Source organism: Agromyces bracchium (genome assembly GCF_009709675.1).
In the GTDB taxonomy this organism is placed as follows: domain Bacteria; phylum Actinomycetota; class Actinomycetes; order Actinomycetales; family Microbacteriaceae; genus Agromyces; species Agromyces bracchium.
On sequence record NZ_WMLB01000019.1, the window covers coordinates 181,734 to 196,552 of the forward strand.

A 14,819-nucleotide genomic window follows, 5' to 3' on the forward strand; every position below is an offset into this window, starting at 1 on the left:
AGGCCGACATGAACCACACGACCGAGACCGTCGAGGACGAGGTGGTCCTGCTCGACGAGTCGGGAACACCCATCGGCCGAGCCCCGAAGAGCGCGGCGCACGGACCCGACACCGCGCTGCACCTCGCCTTCTCGTGCCACATCGTGAACCCGATCGGCGAGGTGCTCATCACGCGTCGCGCCGTCACGAAGCAGACCTGGGCGGGCGTATGGACGAACTCGTTCTGCGGGCATCCCAAGCCGGCCGAGCCGCTGCTGCACGCGGTGCGCCGTCGCGCCGACTTCGAGCTGGGGCTCGAACTCGACACCGTCGAACTGGCGCTGCCGCTGTTCCGGTACCGGGCGACCGACGCCAACGGCATCGTCGAGAACGAAGTGTGCCCGGTGTACGTGGCGACCGCCGCCGGCGAGCCCGACCCGAATCCGCGCGAGGTCGCGGAGTACCGCTGGGTCGACCCGCGGGCCCTCGCCACCGCGGTGGACGCGGCGCCGTGGGCGTTCAGCCCGTGGCTCGTGCTGCAGGCGAGGGAACTGGAGCTCTTCCGTGCCTGAACTGCTCGACTCCGCGATCGACGAGGAGCTCCGCCGGTTCTTCGCCGACGCGCGAGACCGGGCCGGCGCGTACGGCAGCCACTACACCGCGCTGTGGGAGTCGATCGAGCAGCAGAGCTCCGGGGGCAAGCGCGTCCGCCCGCGCCTGGTGTGGGCGGCCTATCGCGGGTTCGGCGGATCTGATCGTGCGCTCGTCACGCGCGTGGCCCTCGCGTTCGAGCTCCTCCACACGGCGTTCCTGATCCACGACGACCTGATCGATCGCGACACCGTCCGGCGGGGAGTGCCGAACGTGGCCGGCCGGTTCGCGGCACGGGCGCAGGAGCACGGCGGCGACGCACGAGCCGGCGAGGTGTGGGCGGCGACCGCCTCCGTGCTCGCGGGAGACCTGGCCCTCAGTCGCGCGCACCGCGAGCTCGCGATGCTCCCGGTCGACCGGGCGTGCCGCGAGTCGCTGCTCGACATCCTCGACCACGCCGTGTTCGTCTCGGCCGCCGGCGAGCTCGCCGACGTCGTCTCGACGCTCGACGGATCGACGCCCGCGCTCGAGGGCGTGCTCGCGACGCTCGAGCAGAAGACCGCCGTCTACTCGTTCGAGGCTCCGCTCGCGGCCGGCGCCGCGCTGGCCGGCGCCCCGGAGCCCGCGGTGGCTGCCCTCTGCCGGTTCGGCCGCCTCGCCGGGGTCGCCTTCCAGATCGTCGACGACGTCCTCGGGGTGTTCGGCGATCCCACGGTGACGGGCAAGTCCGCCTCCGCCGACCTCCGCGAGGGCAAGCGCACCGCGCTGATCGCGCACGCCGCGACCACGTCGTCGTGGCCGAGCATCCGGGATCGGCTCGGCGACCCGACGCTCGACGACGAGTCCGCCGCCGGGCTCCGCGAGGAGCTCCGCGCCTGCGGCGCCCTGGACGCGGCCCTGGCCCTGGCGCACGAGCACGTCACGCTCGCCCGGTACGAGCTCGACGCCGCCGAGCTGCCGCAGGCGCTCCGCGTCGAGCTCGGCGAGTTCGCGCAGCGCGCGACGGAGCGGATGCGATGAGCCGACGACACGATCCCACGCTCCTGGAGCGGTACGCGGATGCCGCCGAGGCGAGTTCGGCCACGGTCATCGCCCGGTACTCGACCTCGTTCGGCGCGGCGGCCCGGCTCCTCGACGCGGACTCCCGTCGGCGGATCAGGTCGGTGTACGCCCTCGTCCGGGTCGCCGACGAGGTCGTCGACGGCGCCGCGGCCGAGGCCGGGCTGACGCTCGACGAGCAGCACGAGGTCCTCGACGGGCTCGAGTCGGAGACGGAGCGGGCGATGGCGTGCGGCTACTCCGCGAACCTCGTCGTGCACGCCTTCGCCGGCGTCGCCCGCGAGACCGGGTTCGGCACCGAGCTGACCCGCCCCTTCTTCGCCTCGATGCGGCGCGACCTCGATCCCGCTCCGTTCACCGCGGAGGAGATCGGCCCGTACATCCACGGCTCGGCCGAGGTCGTCGGCCTGATGTGCCTGCAGACCTTCCTCGCCGCCGACGCCTCGGGCGCCGCGCAGGCCGTCGACCCCGAACGGCGTGCGCGCCTCGAGCGCGGCGCGATCCACCTCGGCGCCGCATTCCAGAAGATCAACTTCCTCCGCGACCTCGCCCTGGACTGGCGGACCCTCGGTCGAAACTACTTCCCCGGCGTCGACCCGGACGCCTTCACCGAGGCCGACAAGACCGCGATCCTCGACGACATCGACCACGACCTCGCGATCGCCGGCGAGGCGCTCCCCGAGCTTCCACGACGGGCCCGGAGCGCGGTCGCCGCGGCGCACGGCCTGTTCGCGAGCCTGTCCGCGCGGTGCCGCGCCACGCCGGCCGCCGAGATCATCGCGACGCGGATCCGCGTCCCGGACGGCGAGAAGCTGGCGATCGCCGTCCGTTCAGCGCTCACCACGGGAGGGAATCGACGATGATCGGGACGTCCGAGCGGATCGTGGTGATCGGCGGCGGGATCGCGGGACTCGCGGTCTCTGCGCTCCTCGCACGCGACGGCCACCGCGTCACCCTGCTCGAAGCGCGTGACGAGCTCGGTGGCCGGGCCGGGTCCTGGTCGAGCCACGGCTTCCGGTTCGACACCGGGCCCTCGTGGTACCTGATGCCGGAGGTCTTCGACCACTTCTTCCGACTGTTCGGCAGCAGCGCCGCGGAAGAGCTCGACCTCGTCCAGCTCGATCCCGGCTACCGGGTGTGGGCCGACGGCCACGACGAGCCGCTCGACGTGCAGCCGACCCGCGCCGGAAACGTCGCGCTGTTCGAGTCCATCGAGCCGGGAGCCGGCACCGCCCTCGAGCGATACCTCGACTCGGCGGCATCCGCGTACGACATCGCACGGCGGCGGTTCCTCTACACGAACTTCGACGATCCCCGGTCCCTGCTCTCCGGCGAGGTCCTCCGGCAGGCGGGGCGGTTCGCCACGCTGCTCACGACGCCGCTCGAGCGATTCGCCGCCCGGGCCGTCCACGACCGGCGCCTGCGTCAGGTGCTCGGCTATCCGGCGGTGTTCCTCGGCTCGTCGCCGGATGCGACGCCGTCCATGTACCACCTGATGAGCCACATGGACCTGGAGCAGGGCGTGTTCTACCCGCGCGGCGGGTTCGCCGAGCTCATCGAGCGCGTCGCCGCGATCGCCGTCGCGGCGGGGGTCGACATCGTCACGGGGGCTCGCGTCGAGTCGATCGAGCTGTCCTCGGCCGGCGCCCGACCCGCGGTCGCGGGAGCGCGCTTCCGGTCGGCGTCGGGTCGCAGCGTCGTCGCGCCGGCGCATCGCGTCGTGTCCACGGCCGACCTGCACCACACGGAGACCGAGCTGCTCCCCCGGCACGCGCAGACGTACCCGGAGACCTGGTGGCGCCGTCGCAACCCGGGCCCCGGAGCTGTGCTCGCCATGCTCGGCATCCGCGGCCAGGTGCCGGGCCTCGCCCACCACACGCTCTTCTTCACCGAGGACTGGCATGCGAACTTCGGCGCGATCTTCGGCGCCGACCCGCACGTGCCCGATCCCGCGTCGTTCTACGCGTGCATGCCGAGTGCGACGGATGCCTCGGTGGCACCCGCCGGGGACACGAACCTGTTCCTGCTGGTGCCGGTGCCGGCCGATCCCGCGATCGGCCGCGGCGGCGAGGACGGCACGGGCGACCGGCTCGTCGAGGAGACCGCCGACCGGGCCATCCGTCGGATCGCCGAGGTCTCGGGCCTCGACGACCTCGAGGAGCGCATCGTCGTTCGCCGGACGGTCGGCCCGGCCGACTTCGCGGCCGACCTGAACTCCTGGCAGGGCGGTGCGCTCGGTCCCGCGCACACGCTTCGTCAGTCGGCCATGCTGCGCGGGACGAACCGGTCGCGGCGCGTGGACGGGCTGTACTACGCGGGCGGGTCGACCGTACCGGGCATCGGCCTGCCGATGTGCCTGATCAGCGCCGAGAACGTCCTGAAGCGCGTCCGCGGCGACCGTTCGTCCGGGCCGATCGCGGAGCCCGAGGGTACGGTCGAGCACGAACCCGCCGACCCGACCACGACCGTCGCATGACGGCGTTCGCGTACCTCGCCGGCCTGCTCGTCGTCATCGGATGCATGGCGCTCATCGACGCCCGCTGGCGCCTCGTGTTCTGGCGGGCGCCGCTCGCCGGTGCGCTCACCGTCGTGGTGGGCGTCGCGTTCTTCCTCCTGTGGGACGCGGCGGGGATCGTCACCGGGGTCTTCTTCCGCGGCACGTCGGAGATCGTCACCGGGATCGAGCTCGCACCCGAGCTCCCCCTCGAGGAGCCGGTGTTCCTCGCCTTCCTCTGCTACCTCACGCTCGTACTGGTGCTCGGCGGCGAGAGGGTGCTCGCGTCGCGCAGCGCTCGGATCGCCGCTGCCGACGGGAAGGAACGCCCGTGACGTACCTGCTGATCAGCCTGCCGTTCCTGGCCATCGCAGCGGTCGCGGCGTGGGCGGCACGTCCTCGGGAGCGCACGGCGTTCCGACGGAGGGCGATCGCCACCGCGGTCGCCGCAGCCGTGCTCCTCGTCCTCACGGCCGTCTTCGACTCGCTCATCGTCGGCACCGGCATCGTCGCGTACGACGACGTGCACCGGTCGGGCTGGGCGATCGGGCTCGCCCCGGTCGAGGACTTCCTGTACCCGCTCGCCGGCGTGCTGCTGCTGCCCGCCGTCTGGAACCTCAGCGCTCGCGCGGGCCGGAGGCCCGCCGCGGAGGTCGACGGGTGAGCGCGGCGGCGACCCGTGGCGGACTCGGGCACCGGGCGGGCCAGGTGCTGCTGTCGTCGCGGCCGATCAGCTGGATCAACACCGCGTTCCCGTTCGCCGCCGCGTACGTGCTCACGACCGGCCGGGTCGACGCCCTCCTCGTCGTGGGCACCCTGTTCTTCCTCGTGCCGTACAACCTGCTGATGTACGGCGTGAACGACGTGTTCGACTACGAGTCCGACCTCCGGAACCCGAGGAAGGGCGGCGCCGAGGGGGCGCTGCTCGATCCGAGCCTCCATCGCACGGTGGTGTGGGCGGGCATCGTGACCGCTGCGCCGCTCGTGGCGGTCATGCTCTGGCTCGGCGGAGCCGACGAACCCTGGTCGTGGCTCGTGCTCGCGATCAGCCTCTTCGCGGTCTTCGCGTACTCTGTGCCGGGCCTGCGCTTCAAGGAGCGTCCGGTGCTCGATTCGGTCACGTCGAGCACCCACTTCACCAGCCCGGCGGTGTACGGCCTCGCGGTCGCCGGCGCGGACTTCACGTGGCCGCTCATCGCGCTGCTCGTGGCGTTCTTCTTCTGGGGCATGGCGAGCCACGCGTTCGGCGCCGTGCAGGACGTGGTCCCCGATCGCGAGGCGGGCATCGCGTCAATCGCCACGGCCTTCGGCGCGGCGACGACGGTACGGATCGCGCTCGGGTTGTGGGCGGCGGCGGGATTCCTGATGCTCGCGACCGAATGGCCGGGACCGCTCGCGTCGGTGCTCGTGATCCCCTACCTGTGGGCGGCATGGCCGTATCGATCGGTGACGGATGCCGCGTCCGGCGTGTCCAACCGCGGCTGGCGCCACTTCATCCTCATCAACTACGTCGTGGGGTTCCTCGTGACGATGCTGATGATCTGGTGGGCGCTCGTGCGCTGATCGGGCGTCCCCGAACTCCGATGCGGTCATAGGCTGGTGGGATGGCGGAACCCGACGCGGCGCGCGTGGACGCGTGGCTCTGGGCGGTCCGGGTGTGCAAGACCCGCTCGGCCGCGACCGCGGCGTGCCGCGCCGGCCACGTGCGGGTCAACGGCGAGCGCGCGAAGGCCGCGCAGCCGGTCCGACCCGGCGATGAGGTGCGCGTCCGGCTGCACGGGTTCGACCGGATCCTCATCGTGCGCCGTCCGATCGTGAAGCGCGTGTCGGCCGAGCTCGCGGCGGCGGCCGCCGACGACCGCACACCCGCACCGCCACCGCGGGAGGCCGTGGCATCCGTTCCGCTGCGCGACCGCGGCACGGGGCGACCGACCAAGCGCGAACGGCGCGACCTCGACCGCCTCCGCGGTCGCTGACCGGCGGTGCACCCGGCCGGGCGTACCCTTGGGCGGGTGAAGGACCTCGTGCACGAACCCGAACGCCGCCGGTACCTGATCCGCATCGACGGGCAGGTCGCGAGCGTGCTCGACTACCGCGAACTCGGCGATACGGTGGCGTTCGTGCGGACGTTCACGAATCCGCCGTACCGCGGATGCGGCCTCGCAGCCGAGCTCGTGCGCTTCGCGGTCGACGACGTCGAGTCGCGCTCGAGGCTCCGGATCGTTCCGAGCTGCTGGTACGTGGAGCAGTGGTTCGACCGGCACCCCGATCGACGCGCGCTGCTCGACCCGAGGACGGCGTGAGCCGCCGACCCCTCGGGTCGACGGCTCACTCCGGGCGCTCGGTGATCAGTACCAGTTGAGGGACTGCGAGTGCCCCCACGCGGCGCACGGGCTGCCGTAGCCGCGGGCGATGTAGTCGAGGCCCCACTTGACCTGGGTCGCCGCATTGGTGCGCCAGTCGGCGCCGGCCGTCGCGAGCTTCTCCGCCGGCCAGGCCTGGACGATGCCATAGGCACCGCTCGAGGCGTTGACGGCCTGGTAGTTCCAGCCGGACTCCTTGGTCCAGAGCTGCACGAGGCACTGGAACTCGGCCTCGCCCCAGCCGTACTGGGAGGCGGCCATGGCGCGCGCGGTCTGCTTGGCGCCCTCCGGGGTGTTCGCCCGCGCGAGCGCGTCGGCCGCCTCGCGCTCGGCGACCTCTCGGTCATGGGCGCTCGCGGCGTCCTCGGCCTTCCGGATCTCGGCGCGGGTCGACAGCGTGAGGTCGCGGACCTCGTCGATCGGCAGCGCCTTGTAGTCGCCGAGAGTCGCGACCGAGGACGCGAGCGGCTCGGCGTCGATCTTGCCCTCGACGTCCGAGAGCGTGTCCTCGGCGAGGGTGAGCGTGTCCTGGGCCTCGGCGTGGACCTTCGCCTCGGCGACGCCGGCGTAGGCTCCGAGCTGCTCGGCGGCGAGGCCGGTGGACGCGGCGAGCGCACTGGTCTCGGCGACGCGCTGCGCCGCGAGCGAGGAGTTGACGGTGAGCCCGGTTCCGGCGACGGCGCCGACGGCGACGAGCGCGCCGGCGAGGATGATCCGGCGACGACGGACGAGGCGGTTCCGCCGAGCGGCGCGACGGGTCGCGGCGTCGGTGCGGAACGGCGTGGTCTCGCTGGTGTCCGTGGACGCGGTCGCGTCGACGGTCGTCGCGGTCTCGGTGGGGGCAGGCGTGATCGAGTTGAAGTTCTGCATAGGCATGGGGGTGCTCGGATCCTGGGGGTCGGTGGCCCTCCGAGCCGGGGCATGGGCGGGCCCGAGCCGACGGCCCGAGCACACGAATCCCCTACTCTGCACGGTATTCCTGAACGAAACCTCGACTTCTGCTGGGCAGACCATGATCGTGCCTGCGCGAGACTGGTCCCATGGATGCCGATCGGACGTTCGCGACGCCCACCGACGACGCCCGTTGCCCGTGCGGGAGCGGGAGCACGTACGGCGAGTGCTGCGGCCCGTTGCTCGCCGGTCGCGCCGCACCGACGGCGGTGCAGCTCATGCGCTCGCGCTACACCGCGTTCGTCGTCGGCGACCGTGTGTACCTGCTGGCCACGTGGCATCCGTCGACCCGACCCGATCGACTCGAACTCGACCCGGAGGTCCGCTGGCGCTCACTCGAGATCGTGCGCACCGAACGCGGCGGTCCGCTCGACCGCGAGGGTGTCGTGGAGTTCGCCGCACGGTACGCGCACGGCGACGAGCGCGGCGTGCAGCGCGAGACGAGCCGCTTCATCCGCGAGGAGGGCTGGCGCTACCTCGACGGGGCCTGATCCCCCGGGGCGCGGGACGGCTCGCTTCCGGGCCGCGCAACGCCGACTCATGGCCGGCGCATGGAGCCCGCAGAGCGAACACCGAGGTTGGCACCGTAGCGTGGCCTGCGTGACGCCGCTCGACGGAACCCCGCCAGCCCGCCCTGCCCCTCAGCCGATGCTGACCGATCGGGCGCAGCGCACGCTCGACACGATCGACGGGCAGACCCTCGACGAGATGCGCGCGCTCCGCGACGAGACCGAGCGCTTCATGCAGCGGTACAAGTTCGGCATGGACGAGGTGATCACCAAGCTGTCCATCCTGCGCGAGGAGTTCAGCCAGGCGCATTCGTACAATCCGATCGAGCACATCTCGAGCCGACTGAAGAGCCTCGACAGCGTCATCGACAAGATGCGCCGGAAGGGAATCGACCCCTCGTTCGAGGCGATCCGCGCGACGATCACCGACATCGCCGGGGTTCGCGTGACGTGCAGCTTCGTCTCGGACGCGTACCGGATCGCCGAGCTCCTCACCGCGCAGGAGGACGTGCTCGTCCTGAGGGTGAAGGACTACATCGCCGAGCCGAAGGCCAACGGCTACCAGAGCCTGCACCTCATCGTCGAGGTCCCCGTGTTCCTCTCGACGGGGGCGCATCCGGTCGCCGTCGAAGTGCAGATCCGCACGATCGCGATGGACTTCTGGGCGAGCCTGGAGCACAAGATCTACTACAAGTTCGATCGCATGGTTCCCGACGAACTGCTCGACCAGCTCACCGACGCCGCGCGCACCGCGGCCGAGCTCGACGCGCGGATGGAGCGACTGCACCGCGAGGTGCACGGCCAGCCGCCGCCCGCGCGCGCTGCGCTCTCGAGCGAGGTCTGACCGCTCGTCAGCGGATGCCGGTCACTCCCAGTTCGCGAGGTTCTTCCGGCTGGGCTGGACGCGGGGCGGCTCGCCCGGCATCTTCGGGAAGTCGGGGGGGAAGGGCAGTTCGCCGAGGCCGTCGTCGAGGTCGCGCTGCCACCAGTCGAGCAGCGTGTCGATGCGGCCCGGCGCATCGTGCATGTGCGCCCAGGGGTCGCCGCGCTCGGCGAGGCGCTCCGGCACCGAGCGGACCGTGTGCGCCGCCGGATCGGCACCCTCGAGCTCGTCCCACTCGAGCGGGCACGAGACCGCCGCGGTCGGCAATGCCCGAGGACTGTACGCGCCGGCCATCGTGCGGTCGCGGTTGGCCTGGTTGAAGTCGACGAAGATGCGCTCGCCGCGCTCCTCCTTCCACCATGCGGTCGTGATCCGGTCGGGCATGCGACGCTCGAGCTCGCGCCCGAGCGCGATGACCGCGTGCCTCACGTCGAGGAACTCGTGCGCCGGTTCGATCGGCGCGAAGACGTGGATGCCCCGGTTGCCCGAGGTCTTGACGAATCCCGTCAGGCCGACCTCGGCGAGGAGCTCGCGCAGGGCGAACGCGGCCGGAACCGCGTCGGCGAAGCCCGTGCCGGGCTGCGGGTCGAGATCGACGCGAAGCTGGTCGGGCAGGTCTGGCGCCCCCGCTCGCGAGGCCCACGGGTGGAAGACGATCGTATTCATCTGAGCGGCCCAGACCGCGCCGGCCGGTTCGTCGATGACGAGCTGCGGATGGCTCCGGCCGCTGGGGTAGGTCACCATCACGTCGCGCATCCACCCGGGGGCGCCCTTCGGCGGGTTCTTCGAGAAGAACGACTCGCCGCCGATGCCGTCGCGGAAGCGCTCGAGCGACACCGGCCGATCGCCGTTCGCCGCGACGAACGCCTCGCCGACCGCGACGAAGTACTCGGCGAGCTCGAGCTTGGTGATGCCGGCTTCGGGCCAGACGACCCGGTCGGGGCTGGAGACCCGGACGGCGCGCACGCCATCGGGTCCGTCGATCTCGAGGGTCGTCGCGTCGCGGGCCATGACGGCGACGCTACCGCGCTCCCCCGACGCCGCCGCTCATGCGCTCGCCGTGGCGTAGCGCTGGGCGGCTCGGGCCCGCGCCTTCGCGGCCTCGACCTCGCGGTCCTTCGGCGGCGCCGAGGTCACCAGGTGGTCGAGGAGGTGCTGCGTGACGTGCGCGATCTCCTCGACCGCCTCGTCGAACGCGGCCTGATTCGCCTTCGAGGGGTGCGTGGAGCCGCTGACCTTCCGGACGTACTGGAGCGCGGCGGCCCGGACCTCGTCGCTCGTCGCGACGGGTTCGAAGTTGTGGAGGGTTCGGATGTTCCTGCACATGCGGTGCAGCCTAATCCCGGTCGGATGACGCGTCGAGGGGCCCGTCGCCAGCGGCGACGCCGCCGTCGTGCGGGCCTGCGGGCTCGGCGACGGGACGCAGCAGGAACAGCCTCACGATACGCCCGGAGTCCCGTTCGTATCCGCGGTATCCGGGCCACTGGGCCTCGATGCGCGCCCACGCGGCATCCCGCTCGGTCGCCGGGATCGGACTCGCATGGACGAGGAGCGTGCGGTCGCGGACCGTGATCGATGCGTCGGGGTTCGCCAGGAGGTTGTACGTCCATCCCGGGTGCCGGTCCCGCGCGAAGCTCGTGCCCGCGATGATGGCCCGGCCCCGTCCGTCCGGCGTGTACATGAGGTGCACGTCCCGCGTCATGCCCGTGCGGGCGCCCACGGTGTGCAGGACGAGCGAGGGCACGAGCAGCGAGGCGAGCTGCAGGCGCCCGCCGCTCAGCGCACCGAGGACCGCCTCCACCGTCGGCAGCACGATGGGAGCGATCCGCCGGAACAGCCGGGTCCGGGTGATCGGGGCGACGATGGAGCGCGTCAGCTGGAGCACGGTCGGCACGCCACCAGTGTGTCGGGCCGGGTGCGCGGACCGCGAGCGCGCGCGGACCGAGGTTCGGACGACCACCCGGCGCGGCGCCGCCTCACCGCCGGTCTCGCGCGGCCGGGTCGTGCACCCCGGGCAACGCGTCACGTGCCGCGGCGACCTCCGCCGCGGCATCCGCCGCCCGTCGCTCTGCGCGCTTCAGCCGACGCAGCGCCATCGAGGTCGCGCCGTAGCGCACCGCGACGCGATCGCGCTCCTCCTCGACGCCGGTCACGATGTACGCGCTGGCGATGAGCACGACCTGGCTCGACAGGTTCAGCCAGATGAGCAGCGCGATGAGCGAACCGAACGAGGCGAGCAGCGGGTTGCTCGTCGCTCCGCCGACGAAGAGCCCCGAGAGCACCTGCAGCACCGTGAGCCCCGCGCCGCCGATGAGCGACCCCGACCACAGCGCCCGTGCGCTCGGGCGCAGCCCGGCGAGCAGACGGAACAGGCCCGCGATGACGAACGTGTCGATCGCGAACGCGACGAGCACCGAGAGCGTCTGCGACCCGGTGTCGAACAGGACCCCGCCGAACGGGCGTCCGAGCCAGTCGACGACCGCGTCGAGGGCGCCCGTGCCGACGACCGTCACGACCGCGCCGGCCACGAGGAGCCCTCCGAAGCCGATCGCGATGGCGAGGTCGCGGAGCAGTTGCCAGAGGAAGAAGCTGTCGTCGTCGGGGCGGCCGGCCAGCTGCCGGAGCGCGATCCGGAGCGAGCGGATCGCGCCGATCGCGGCGCCGACGAGGCCGATGAGCGCGAGCGTTCCCGCGATGCTCAGGGTGATGGGCTGGATCAGCGCCTCCGGGTCGATCACCGCCCCCTCGCCGATGAGACCGGGGATGACCCCGCTCACGGTGGCCGTGATCGCCTCGATCGCGTCGGGGTTGCCGGCCAGCCAGATGCCCGCGACGGCGAAGCCGAGGAAGGTGCCGGCGAAGACCGAGAAGAGCGTGCGGTAGGTCACGCTGTCGGCGAGCATCGCCCCGTGCTGCTCCTGGTAGAGCAGGAAGGCGCGTGCGGGCTTGGTGCTGAGCACCCATTGCACGACGCGCGCGATGCGTTCGCGGAGTCCGCCCCCGGCGGCCGACTCCCCCGTCCGCCCGTCGCCCGTCTGCCCGTCGCGGGTCCGCCCGTCGCGGGTCTGCTCGCTCATCCCGTCAGGCTAGCGAGCACGGCGCGGCGGATCACGCCCTTGACGAGCGAGCCGCCCGGCCTCGCGGCGGCCGTGCGGCGCGGTCGGCCTTGGCCTCCGCGCGCGCCTGGGCGGACAGCTCCGCGGCGATCCCCTTGGTCTCCTCGACGTCGCCGGTCGCGGGGCGCCACCACGCGAGGGCCGGGTCGGCGTCGAGCAGGACCGCGCGCACGAGGAGCGTGAGTGGTACCGCCAGCACCGCGCCGATCGGGCCGATCACGAGCGCCCAGAACAGCACCGAGACGAACGTGATCGTCTCGCTCAGCCGGACCGCGCCGCCGACCACCTTGGGCTGCACGATCGACTGGACCACCGCGTTCACGACGCCGTAGACGAGGAGGACGGCGATGAAGACCGGCCAGCCGCCCGAGAGGAAGCCGAACACGAGCGGCGGCACGATCGCGATGAAGTACCCGATGTTGGGGATGAAGCTGCAGATGAAGGACAGGACGCCCCAGAGCAGGGCGCCGGGGACCTGGAGGACCAGCAGGGCGATCCAGTTGAGCACGCCCTGTGCGACGCCCAGGCCCGTGGTGACGACCATGTACCGCCGGACGTTCCGCGTGTAGAGGACGAGCGCGTCGACGAGCGCGGCGCGGCGCGGACGCAGCTGCGCGAGGATCGCCGGCGCGTAGGTCCCGTCCATCGCCATGAGGATGAGCAGCGTGAGGATGACGACCAGCGAGAACGTGATGCCGGCGACGCCGCCGAGCACCGCACCCACGACGTCGATGATGCGCGACGGTTCGAGCCCGTCGACGATGGTCTGCGCCTGCTGCGCGCCGATGCCGAGGCCCTCGAGCGCATCGCCGAGGTTCGCCGCTGCCGCCTGGATCTGCGGGGCGTACTCGGGCAGCAGCGTCGTGAACTGCGCCAGCGCGAAGACCAGCGTGGCGACGAATCCGGCGAGCAGGGCGAAGACCGCGACGATCGCGGCGCCGGTCGCGAGCCCGACGGGCACGCCCCGCCGTACGAGCCCGACCCGCACGGGATGGACGCAGATCGTGAGCACGAGGGCGAGGAAGGCCGGCGCGACCACCGACCGGGCGGCCGCGAGCCCGAACATGACGACGACCGCCCCGGCGAACCCGAGCAGGATGACGGCCGCGCGCGGCAGCGCGACCGAGGTCAGGGCCGTCGGCGCCGCGGCATCGGGGCGCGGTACCGCCTCGGAGTCCGACGCTCGCTTCCGACGCCACCAGCCGAGTGCCATGATCCCCCCGATCCGCCGCCGCCGAGGCCCGGGCGCGGCACTTGGGGCGCAGGTTAGCAGTCGGCGGGCAGGGGCGCACGGACTTCGGTCCGCCGCCCGCGCGCGAGGCGCGGATCAGCGGCGTCGGCGTGCGCACGACGGCCGATGCGCTCCCGGACCCGGGCGATCGAGCGCTGGGCGACCGGCTGTCCGAGGAGGATGCCGACGAGCACGACGGCGAGGCCGGCGAGCTGCCAGCCTCCGAGGCGCTCCCCGGCGACGAGCACGCCGAGCAGGACGCCGGTCACCGGGTTCAGCAACCCGATGAGGCCCACGGTGCCCGCCGGCAGGCGGGAGAGTCCGACGAACCAGGCGGCGAAGGCGACGGCCGTCGCGATCACGCTCACGTAGGCGAAGGCGGCGAGGCTCCGGCCGTCCATCGGCGGCGGGGTCCCTTCCACCACCAGCGCGGCGGGCAGCAGGAGGAGGCCGCCGGCGAGCAGTTGCCACGACGTGATCGAGAGGACGTCCGTTCCCTCGCGCCAGCGCTTGGCGAGGATGTAGCCGAGCGAGGAGAGGAGCATCGCGAGCACCGACGCGGCGATGCCGAGCGGCGCCGCCGCGACTCCGTCGCCCGCGAGCATGATCGCGACGCCGGCGATGCCGAGGCCGGCGCCGACGAGCGGGACGAGCCGCAGCCGCTCACCGGCGAAGAGCCACGCGAGGAGCATCATCGCGGCGGGCGAGGTCGCCATGATCGTCGAGGCGAGGCTCGTCGGCAGGAGCTGTGCCACGAGGTAGACGAGCGCGAAGAACACCCCGACGTTGAGGGCGCCGAGGACGGCCGCCCGCCACCACCATGCGCCACGCGGGCGCCGCGGCCGGAGGGCGAGCAGGAGCAGGCCCGCCGGGAGCGCGCGGAGGACGGACCCCCACAGCGGGGCGTCGGGCGGGAGGAACTCGCGCGTGACCCAGTACGTGCTGCCCCACGCGATCGGCGCGATCGCGGTGACGGCCACCCACCGCCAAGTAGTTTCCATGGAAGACAGTATACCTTCCATGGAAGATACACTGGCGCACATGACGACGGATGCCACGGAGGACCGGGTCGCCCGCATCATGCGCGAGTGGCGACGCGAGCGCCCCGACCTCGACGTCTCCCCGCAGGGGGTGATCGGCCGCCTGCACCGGCTGGCGAATGCGCTCACCGAGGAACTGGTCGCCGTCTACGAGCGGTTCGGGCTCTCCGAGGGCGAGTTCGACGTGATCGCCACGCTCCGTCGGGCGGGCGAGCCGTTCGAACGGACGCCGGGCGACCTCGCCGCATCGACGATGGTGACGAGCGGCGCCGTCACGAAGCGCGTCGACCGGCTGGTCGCCCGCGGACTCGTCACGCGACGTACGAGCGAGGTCGACGGCCGTGGCCGGGTCATCGCGTTGACCCCGGGCGGGCGGGAGCTCATCGACGAGGTCATGACGGCCCACATGACGAACGAGCACCGCCTGCTCGCGGCGATCGACGCCGACGAACGAGCGGTGCTCGAACGGGTGCTCACCCGGTGGCTATCGGCGTTCGAGACGCCGCCGGCCACCGGGTGAGCGGGGATCGGATGGATCCGCGGGACGCTCCTATGGATGTCAAGCGGGGTGTTCGAGGAGTCGGTAGAGGTCGCGGGCGATGT

The 14,819-nt window shown here is 72.4% G+C and carries 19 protein-coding genes; 12 read left to right on the plus strand and 7 right to left on the minus strand.

From position 1 onward, the window contains the following. The first annotated feature begins 8 nt into the window (after positions 1-8). The 9 genes from idi to GJ743_RS08160 are packed head-to-tail and all read left to right on the plus strand — an operon-like array spanning position 9 to position 6,426. Positions 9-551: an isopentenyl-diphosphate Delta-isomerase gene (gene idi, locus GJ743_RS08120; RefSeq protein ID WP_155051365.1), complete on the plus strand. Its 543-nt coding sequence runs from the start codon at positions 9-11 to the stop codon at positions 549-551. Next, positions 544-1,590: a polyprenyl synthetase family protein gene (locus tag GJ743_RS08125; RefSeq protein ID WP_328288952.1), complete on the plus strand. Its 1,047-nt coding sequence runs from the start codon at positions 544-546 to the stop codon at positions 1,588-1,590. Before idi ends, GJ743_RS08125 begins: the two co-directional genes overlap by 8 nt. Then, positions 1,587-2,492: a phytoene/squalene synthase family protein gene (locus GJ743_RS08130; protein ID WP_155051366.1), complete on the plus strand. Its 906-nt coding sequence runs from the start codon at positions 1,587-1,589 to the stop codon at positions 2,490-2,492. Before GJ743_RS08125 ends, GJ743_RS08130 begins: the two co-directional genes overlap by 4 nt. Then, positions 2,489-4,105 carry a phytoene desaturase family protein gene (gene crtI / locus GJ743_RS08135; protein ID WP_155051367.1) on the plus strand — a complete coding sequence of 539 codons (1,617 nt, stop codon included), beginning with the start codon at positions 2,489-2,491 and terminating at the stop codon, positions 4,103-4,105. Before GJ743_RS08130 ends, crtI begins: the two co-directional genes overlap by 4 nt. Then, the gene (locus tag GJ743_RS08140; RefSeq protein WP_155051368.1) at positions 4,102-4,458 is read left to right on the plus strand and encodes a lycopene cyclase domain-containing protein; all 357 of its coding nucleotides are present in this window, start codon (positions 4,102-4,104) and stop codon (positions 4,456-4,458) included. Before crtI ends, GJ743_RS08140 begins: the two co-directional genes overlap by 4 nt. Then, positions 4,455-4,787 (plus strand): lycopene cyclase domain-containing protein, encoded by a 333-nt coding sequence (locus GJ743_RS08145; protein ID WP_328288953.1) that lies wholly within the window; start codon positions 4,455-4,457, stop codon positions 4,785-4,787. Before GJ743_RS08140 ends, GJ743_RS08145 begins: the two co-directional genes overlap by 4 nt. After that, positions 4,784-5,686, plus strand: a complete 903-nt coding sequence (locus GJ743_RS08150; RefSeq protein WP_328288954.1) for a prenyltransferase — start codon at positions 4,784-4,786, stop codon at positions 5,684-5,686. Before GJ743_RS08145 ends, GJ743_RS08150 begins: the two co-directional genes overlap by 4 nt. A 41-nt stretch (positions 5,687-5,727) precedes the next feature. Further along, positions 5,728-6,099 carry an RNA-binding S4 domain-containing protein gene (locus tag GJ743_RS08155; RefSeq protein ID WP_155051369.1) on the plus strand — a complete coding sequence of 124 codons (372 nt, stop codon included), beginning with the start codon at positions 5,728-5,730 and terminating at the stop codon, positions 6,097-6,099. Between the two features lie 36 nt (positions 6,100-6,135). Then, a complete protein-coding gene (locus tag GJ743_RS08160; protein ID WP_328288955.1) occupies positions 6,136-6,426 on the plus strand; it encodes a GNAT family N-acetyltransferase in 291 nt (96 codons plus the stop codon). A gap of 45 nt (positions 6,427-6,471) precedes the next feature. On the opposite strand, the gene GJ743_RS08165 is transcribed toward GJ743_RS08160, so the two are convergent. Continuing rightward, the gene (locus tag GJ743_RS08165; protein WP_196216953.1) at positions 6,472-7,362 is read right to left on the minus strand and encodes an aggregation-promoting factor C-terminal-like domain-containing protein; all 891 of its coding nucleotides are present in this window, start codon (positions 7,360-7,362) and stop codon (positions 6,472-6,474) included. 164 nt (positions 7,363-7,526) lie between these two features. On the opposite strand from GJ743_RS08165, the gene GJ743_RS08170 reads away from it, so the two are divergent. After that, positions 7,527-7,928, plus strand: coding sequence for a YchJ family protein (locus GJ743_RS08170; protein WP_155051370.1), 402 nt, complete (start codon positions 7,527-7,529; stop codon positions 7,926-7,928). Positions 7,929-8,085: 157 nt separating this feature from the next. Beyond that, positions 8,086-8,790: a GTP pyrophosphokinase gene (locus GJ743_RS08175; protein WP_155051371.1), complete on the plus strand. Its 705-nt coding sequence runs from the start codon at positions 8,086-8,088 to the stop codon at positions 8,788-8,790. A 21-nt stretch (positions 8,791-8,811) separates the two neighbouring features. On the opposite strand, the gene ligD is transcribed toward GJ743_RS08175, so the two are convergent. From ligD to GJ743_RS08205, 6 genes are all read right to left on the minus strand, one after another. Continuing rightward, complete coding sequence (gene ligD / locus GJ743_RS08180) at positions 8,812-9,840, minus strand: non-homologous end-joining DNA ligase (RefSeq protein ID WP_155051372.1); 1,029 nt, start codon at positions 9,838-9,840, stop codon at positions 8,812-8,814. 36 nt (positions 9,841-9,876) lie between these two features. Continuing rightward, complete coding sequence (locus GJ743_RS08185) at positions 9,877-10,155, minus strand: DUF2277 domain-containing protein (RefSeq protein ID WP_155051373.1); 279 nt, start codon at positions 10,153-10,155, stop codon at positions 9,877-9,879. Between the two features lie 10 nt (positions 10,156-10,165). Beyond that, positions 10,166-10,723 carry a nitroreductase family deazaflavin-dependent oxidoreductase gene (locus GJ743_RS08190; protein WP_328288956.1) on the minus strand — a complete coding sequence of 186 codons (558 nt, stop codon included), beginning with the start codon at positions 10,721-10,723 and terminating at the stop codon, positions 10,166-10,168. Between the two features lie 82 nt (positions 10,724-10,805). Further along, entirely contained in the window at positions 10,806-11,906 is a 1,101-nt protein-coding gene (locus GJ743_RS08195; protein ID WP_155051375.1) for a YihY/virulence factor BrkB family protein, read from the minus strand. Between the two features lie 31 nt (positions 11,907-11,937). Further along, entirely contained in the window at positions 11,938-13,158 is a 1,221-nt protein-coding gene (locus GJ743_RS08200; protein WP_155051376.1) for an AI-2E family transporter, read from the minus strand. Positions 13,159-13,211: 53 nt separating this feature from the next. Continuing rightward, positions 13,212-14,177 (minus strand): DMT family transporter, encoded by a 966-nt coding sequence (locus tag GJ743_RS08205; RefSeq protein ID WP_155051377.1) that lies wholly within the window; start codon positions 14,175-14,177, stop codon positions 13,212-13,214. Between the two features lie 40 nt (positions 14,178-14,217). Here GJ743_RS08205 and GJ743_RS08210 point away from each other — a divergent pair, with 40 nt between their 5' ends. After that, positions 14,218-14,736, plus strand: a complete 519-nt coding sequence (locus GJ743_RS08210; protein ID WP_155051378.1) for a MarR family winged helix-turn-helix transcriptional regulator — start codon at positions 14,218-14,220, stop codon at positions 14,734-14,736. The last annotated feature ends 83 nt before the right edge of the window (positions 14,737-14,819 follow it).

Bases quoted from the DNA above. Each gene is read 5' to 3' on its own strand.
- idi (WP_155051365.1), top strand. From the start codon at position 9: ATGAACCACACGACCGAGACCGTCGAGGACGAGGTGGTCCTGCTCGAC.
- GJ743_RS08130 (WP_155051366.1), top strand. From the start codon at position 1,587: ATGAGCCGACGACACGATCCCACGCTCCTGGAGCGGTACGCGGATGCC.
- crtI (WP_155051367.1), top strand. From the start codon at position 2,489: ATGATCGGGACGTCCGAGCGGATCGTGGTGATCGGCGGCGGGATCGCG.
- GJ743_RS08140 (WP_155051368.1), top strand. From the start codon at position 4,102: ATGACGGCGTTCGCGTACCTCGCCGGCCTGCTCGTCGTCATCGGATGC.
- GJ743_RS08155 (WP_155051369.1), top strand. From the start codon at position 5,728: ATGGCGGAACCCGACGCGGCGCGCGTGGACGCGTGGCTCTGGGCGGTC.
- GJ743_RS08165 (WP_196216953.1), bottom strand. From the start codon at position 7,362: ATGCCTATGCAGAACTTCAACTCGATCACGCCTGCCCCCACCGAGACC.
- GJ743_RS08170 (WP_155051370.1), top strand. From the start codon at position 7,527: ATGGATGCCGATCGGACGTTCGCGACGCCCACCGACGACGCCCGTTGC.
- GJ743_RS08175 (WP_155051371.1), top strand. From the start codon at position 8,086: ATGCTGACCGATCGGGCGCAGCGCACGCTCGACACGATCGACGGGCAG.
- ligD (WP_155051372.1), bottom strand. From the start codon at position 9,840: ATGGCCCGCGACGCGACGACCCTCGAGATCGACGGACCCGATGGCGTG.
- GJ743_RS08185 (WP_155051373.1), bottom strand. From the start codon at position 10,155: ATGTGCAGGAACATCCGAACCCTCCACAACTTCGAACCCGTCGCGACG.
- GJ743_RS08195 (WP_155051375.1), bottom strand. From the start codon at position 11,906: ATGAGCGAGCAGACCCGCGACGGGCGGACCCGCGACGGGCAGACGGGC.
- GJ743_RS08200 (WP_155051376.1), bottom strand. From the start codon at position 13,158: ATGGCACTCGGCTGGTGGCGTCGGAAGCGAGCGTCGGACTCCGAGGCG.
- GJ743_RS08205 (WP_155051377.1), bottom strand. From the start codon at position 14,177: ATGGAAACTACTTGGCGGTGGGTGGCCGTCACCGCGATCGCGCCGATC.
- GJ743_RS08210 (WP_155051378.1), top strand. From the start codon at position 14,218: ATGACGACGGATGCCACGGAGGACCGGGTCGCCCGCATCATGCGCGAG.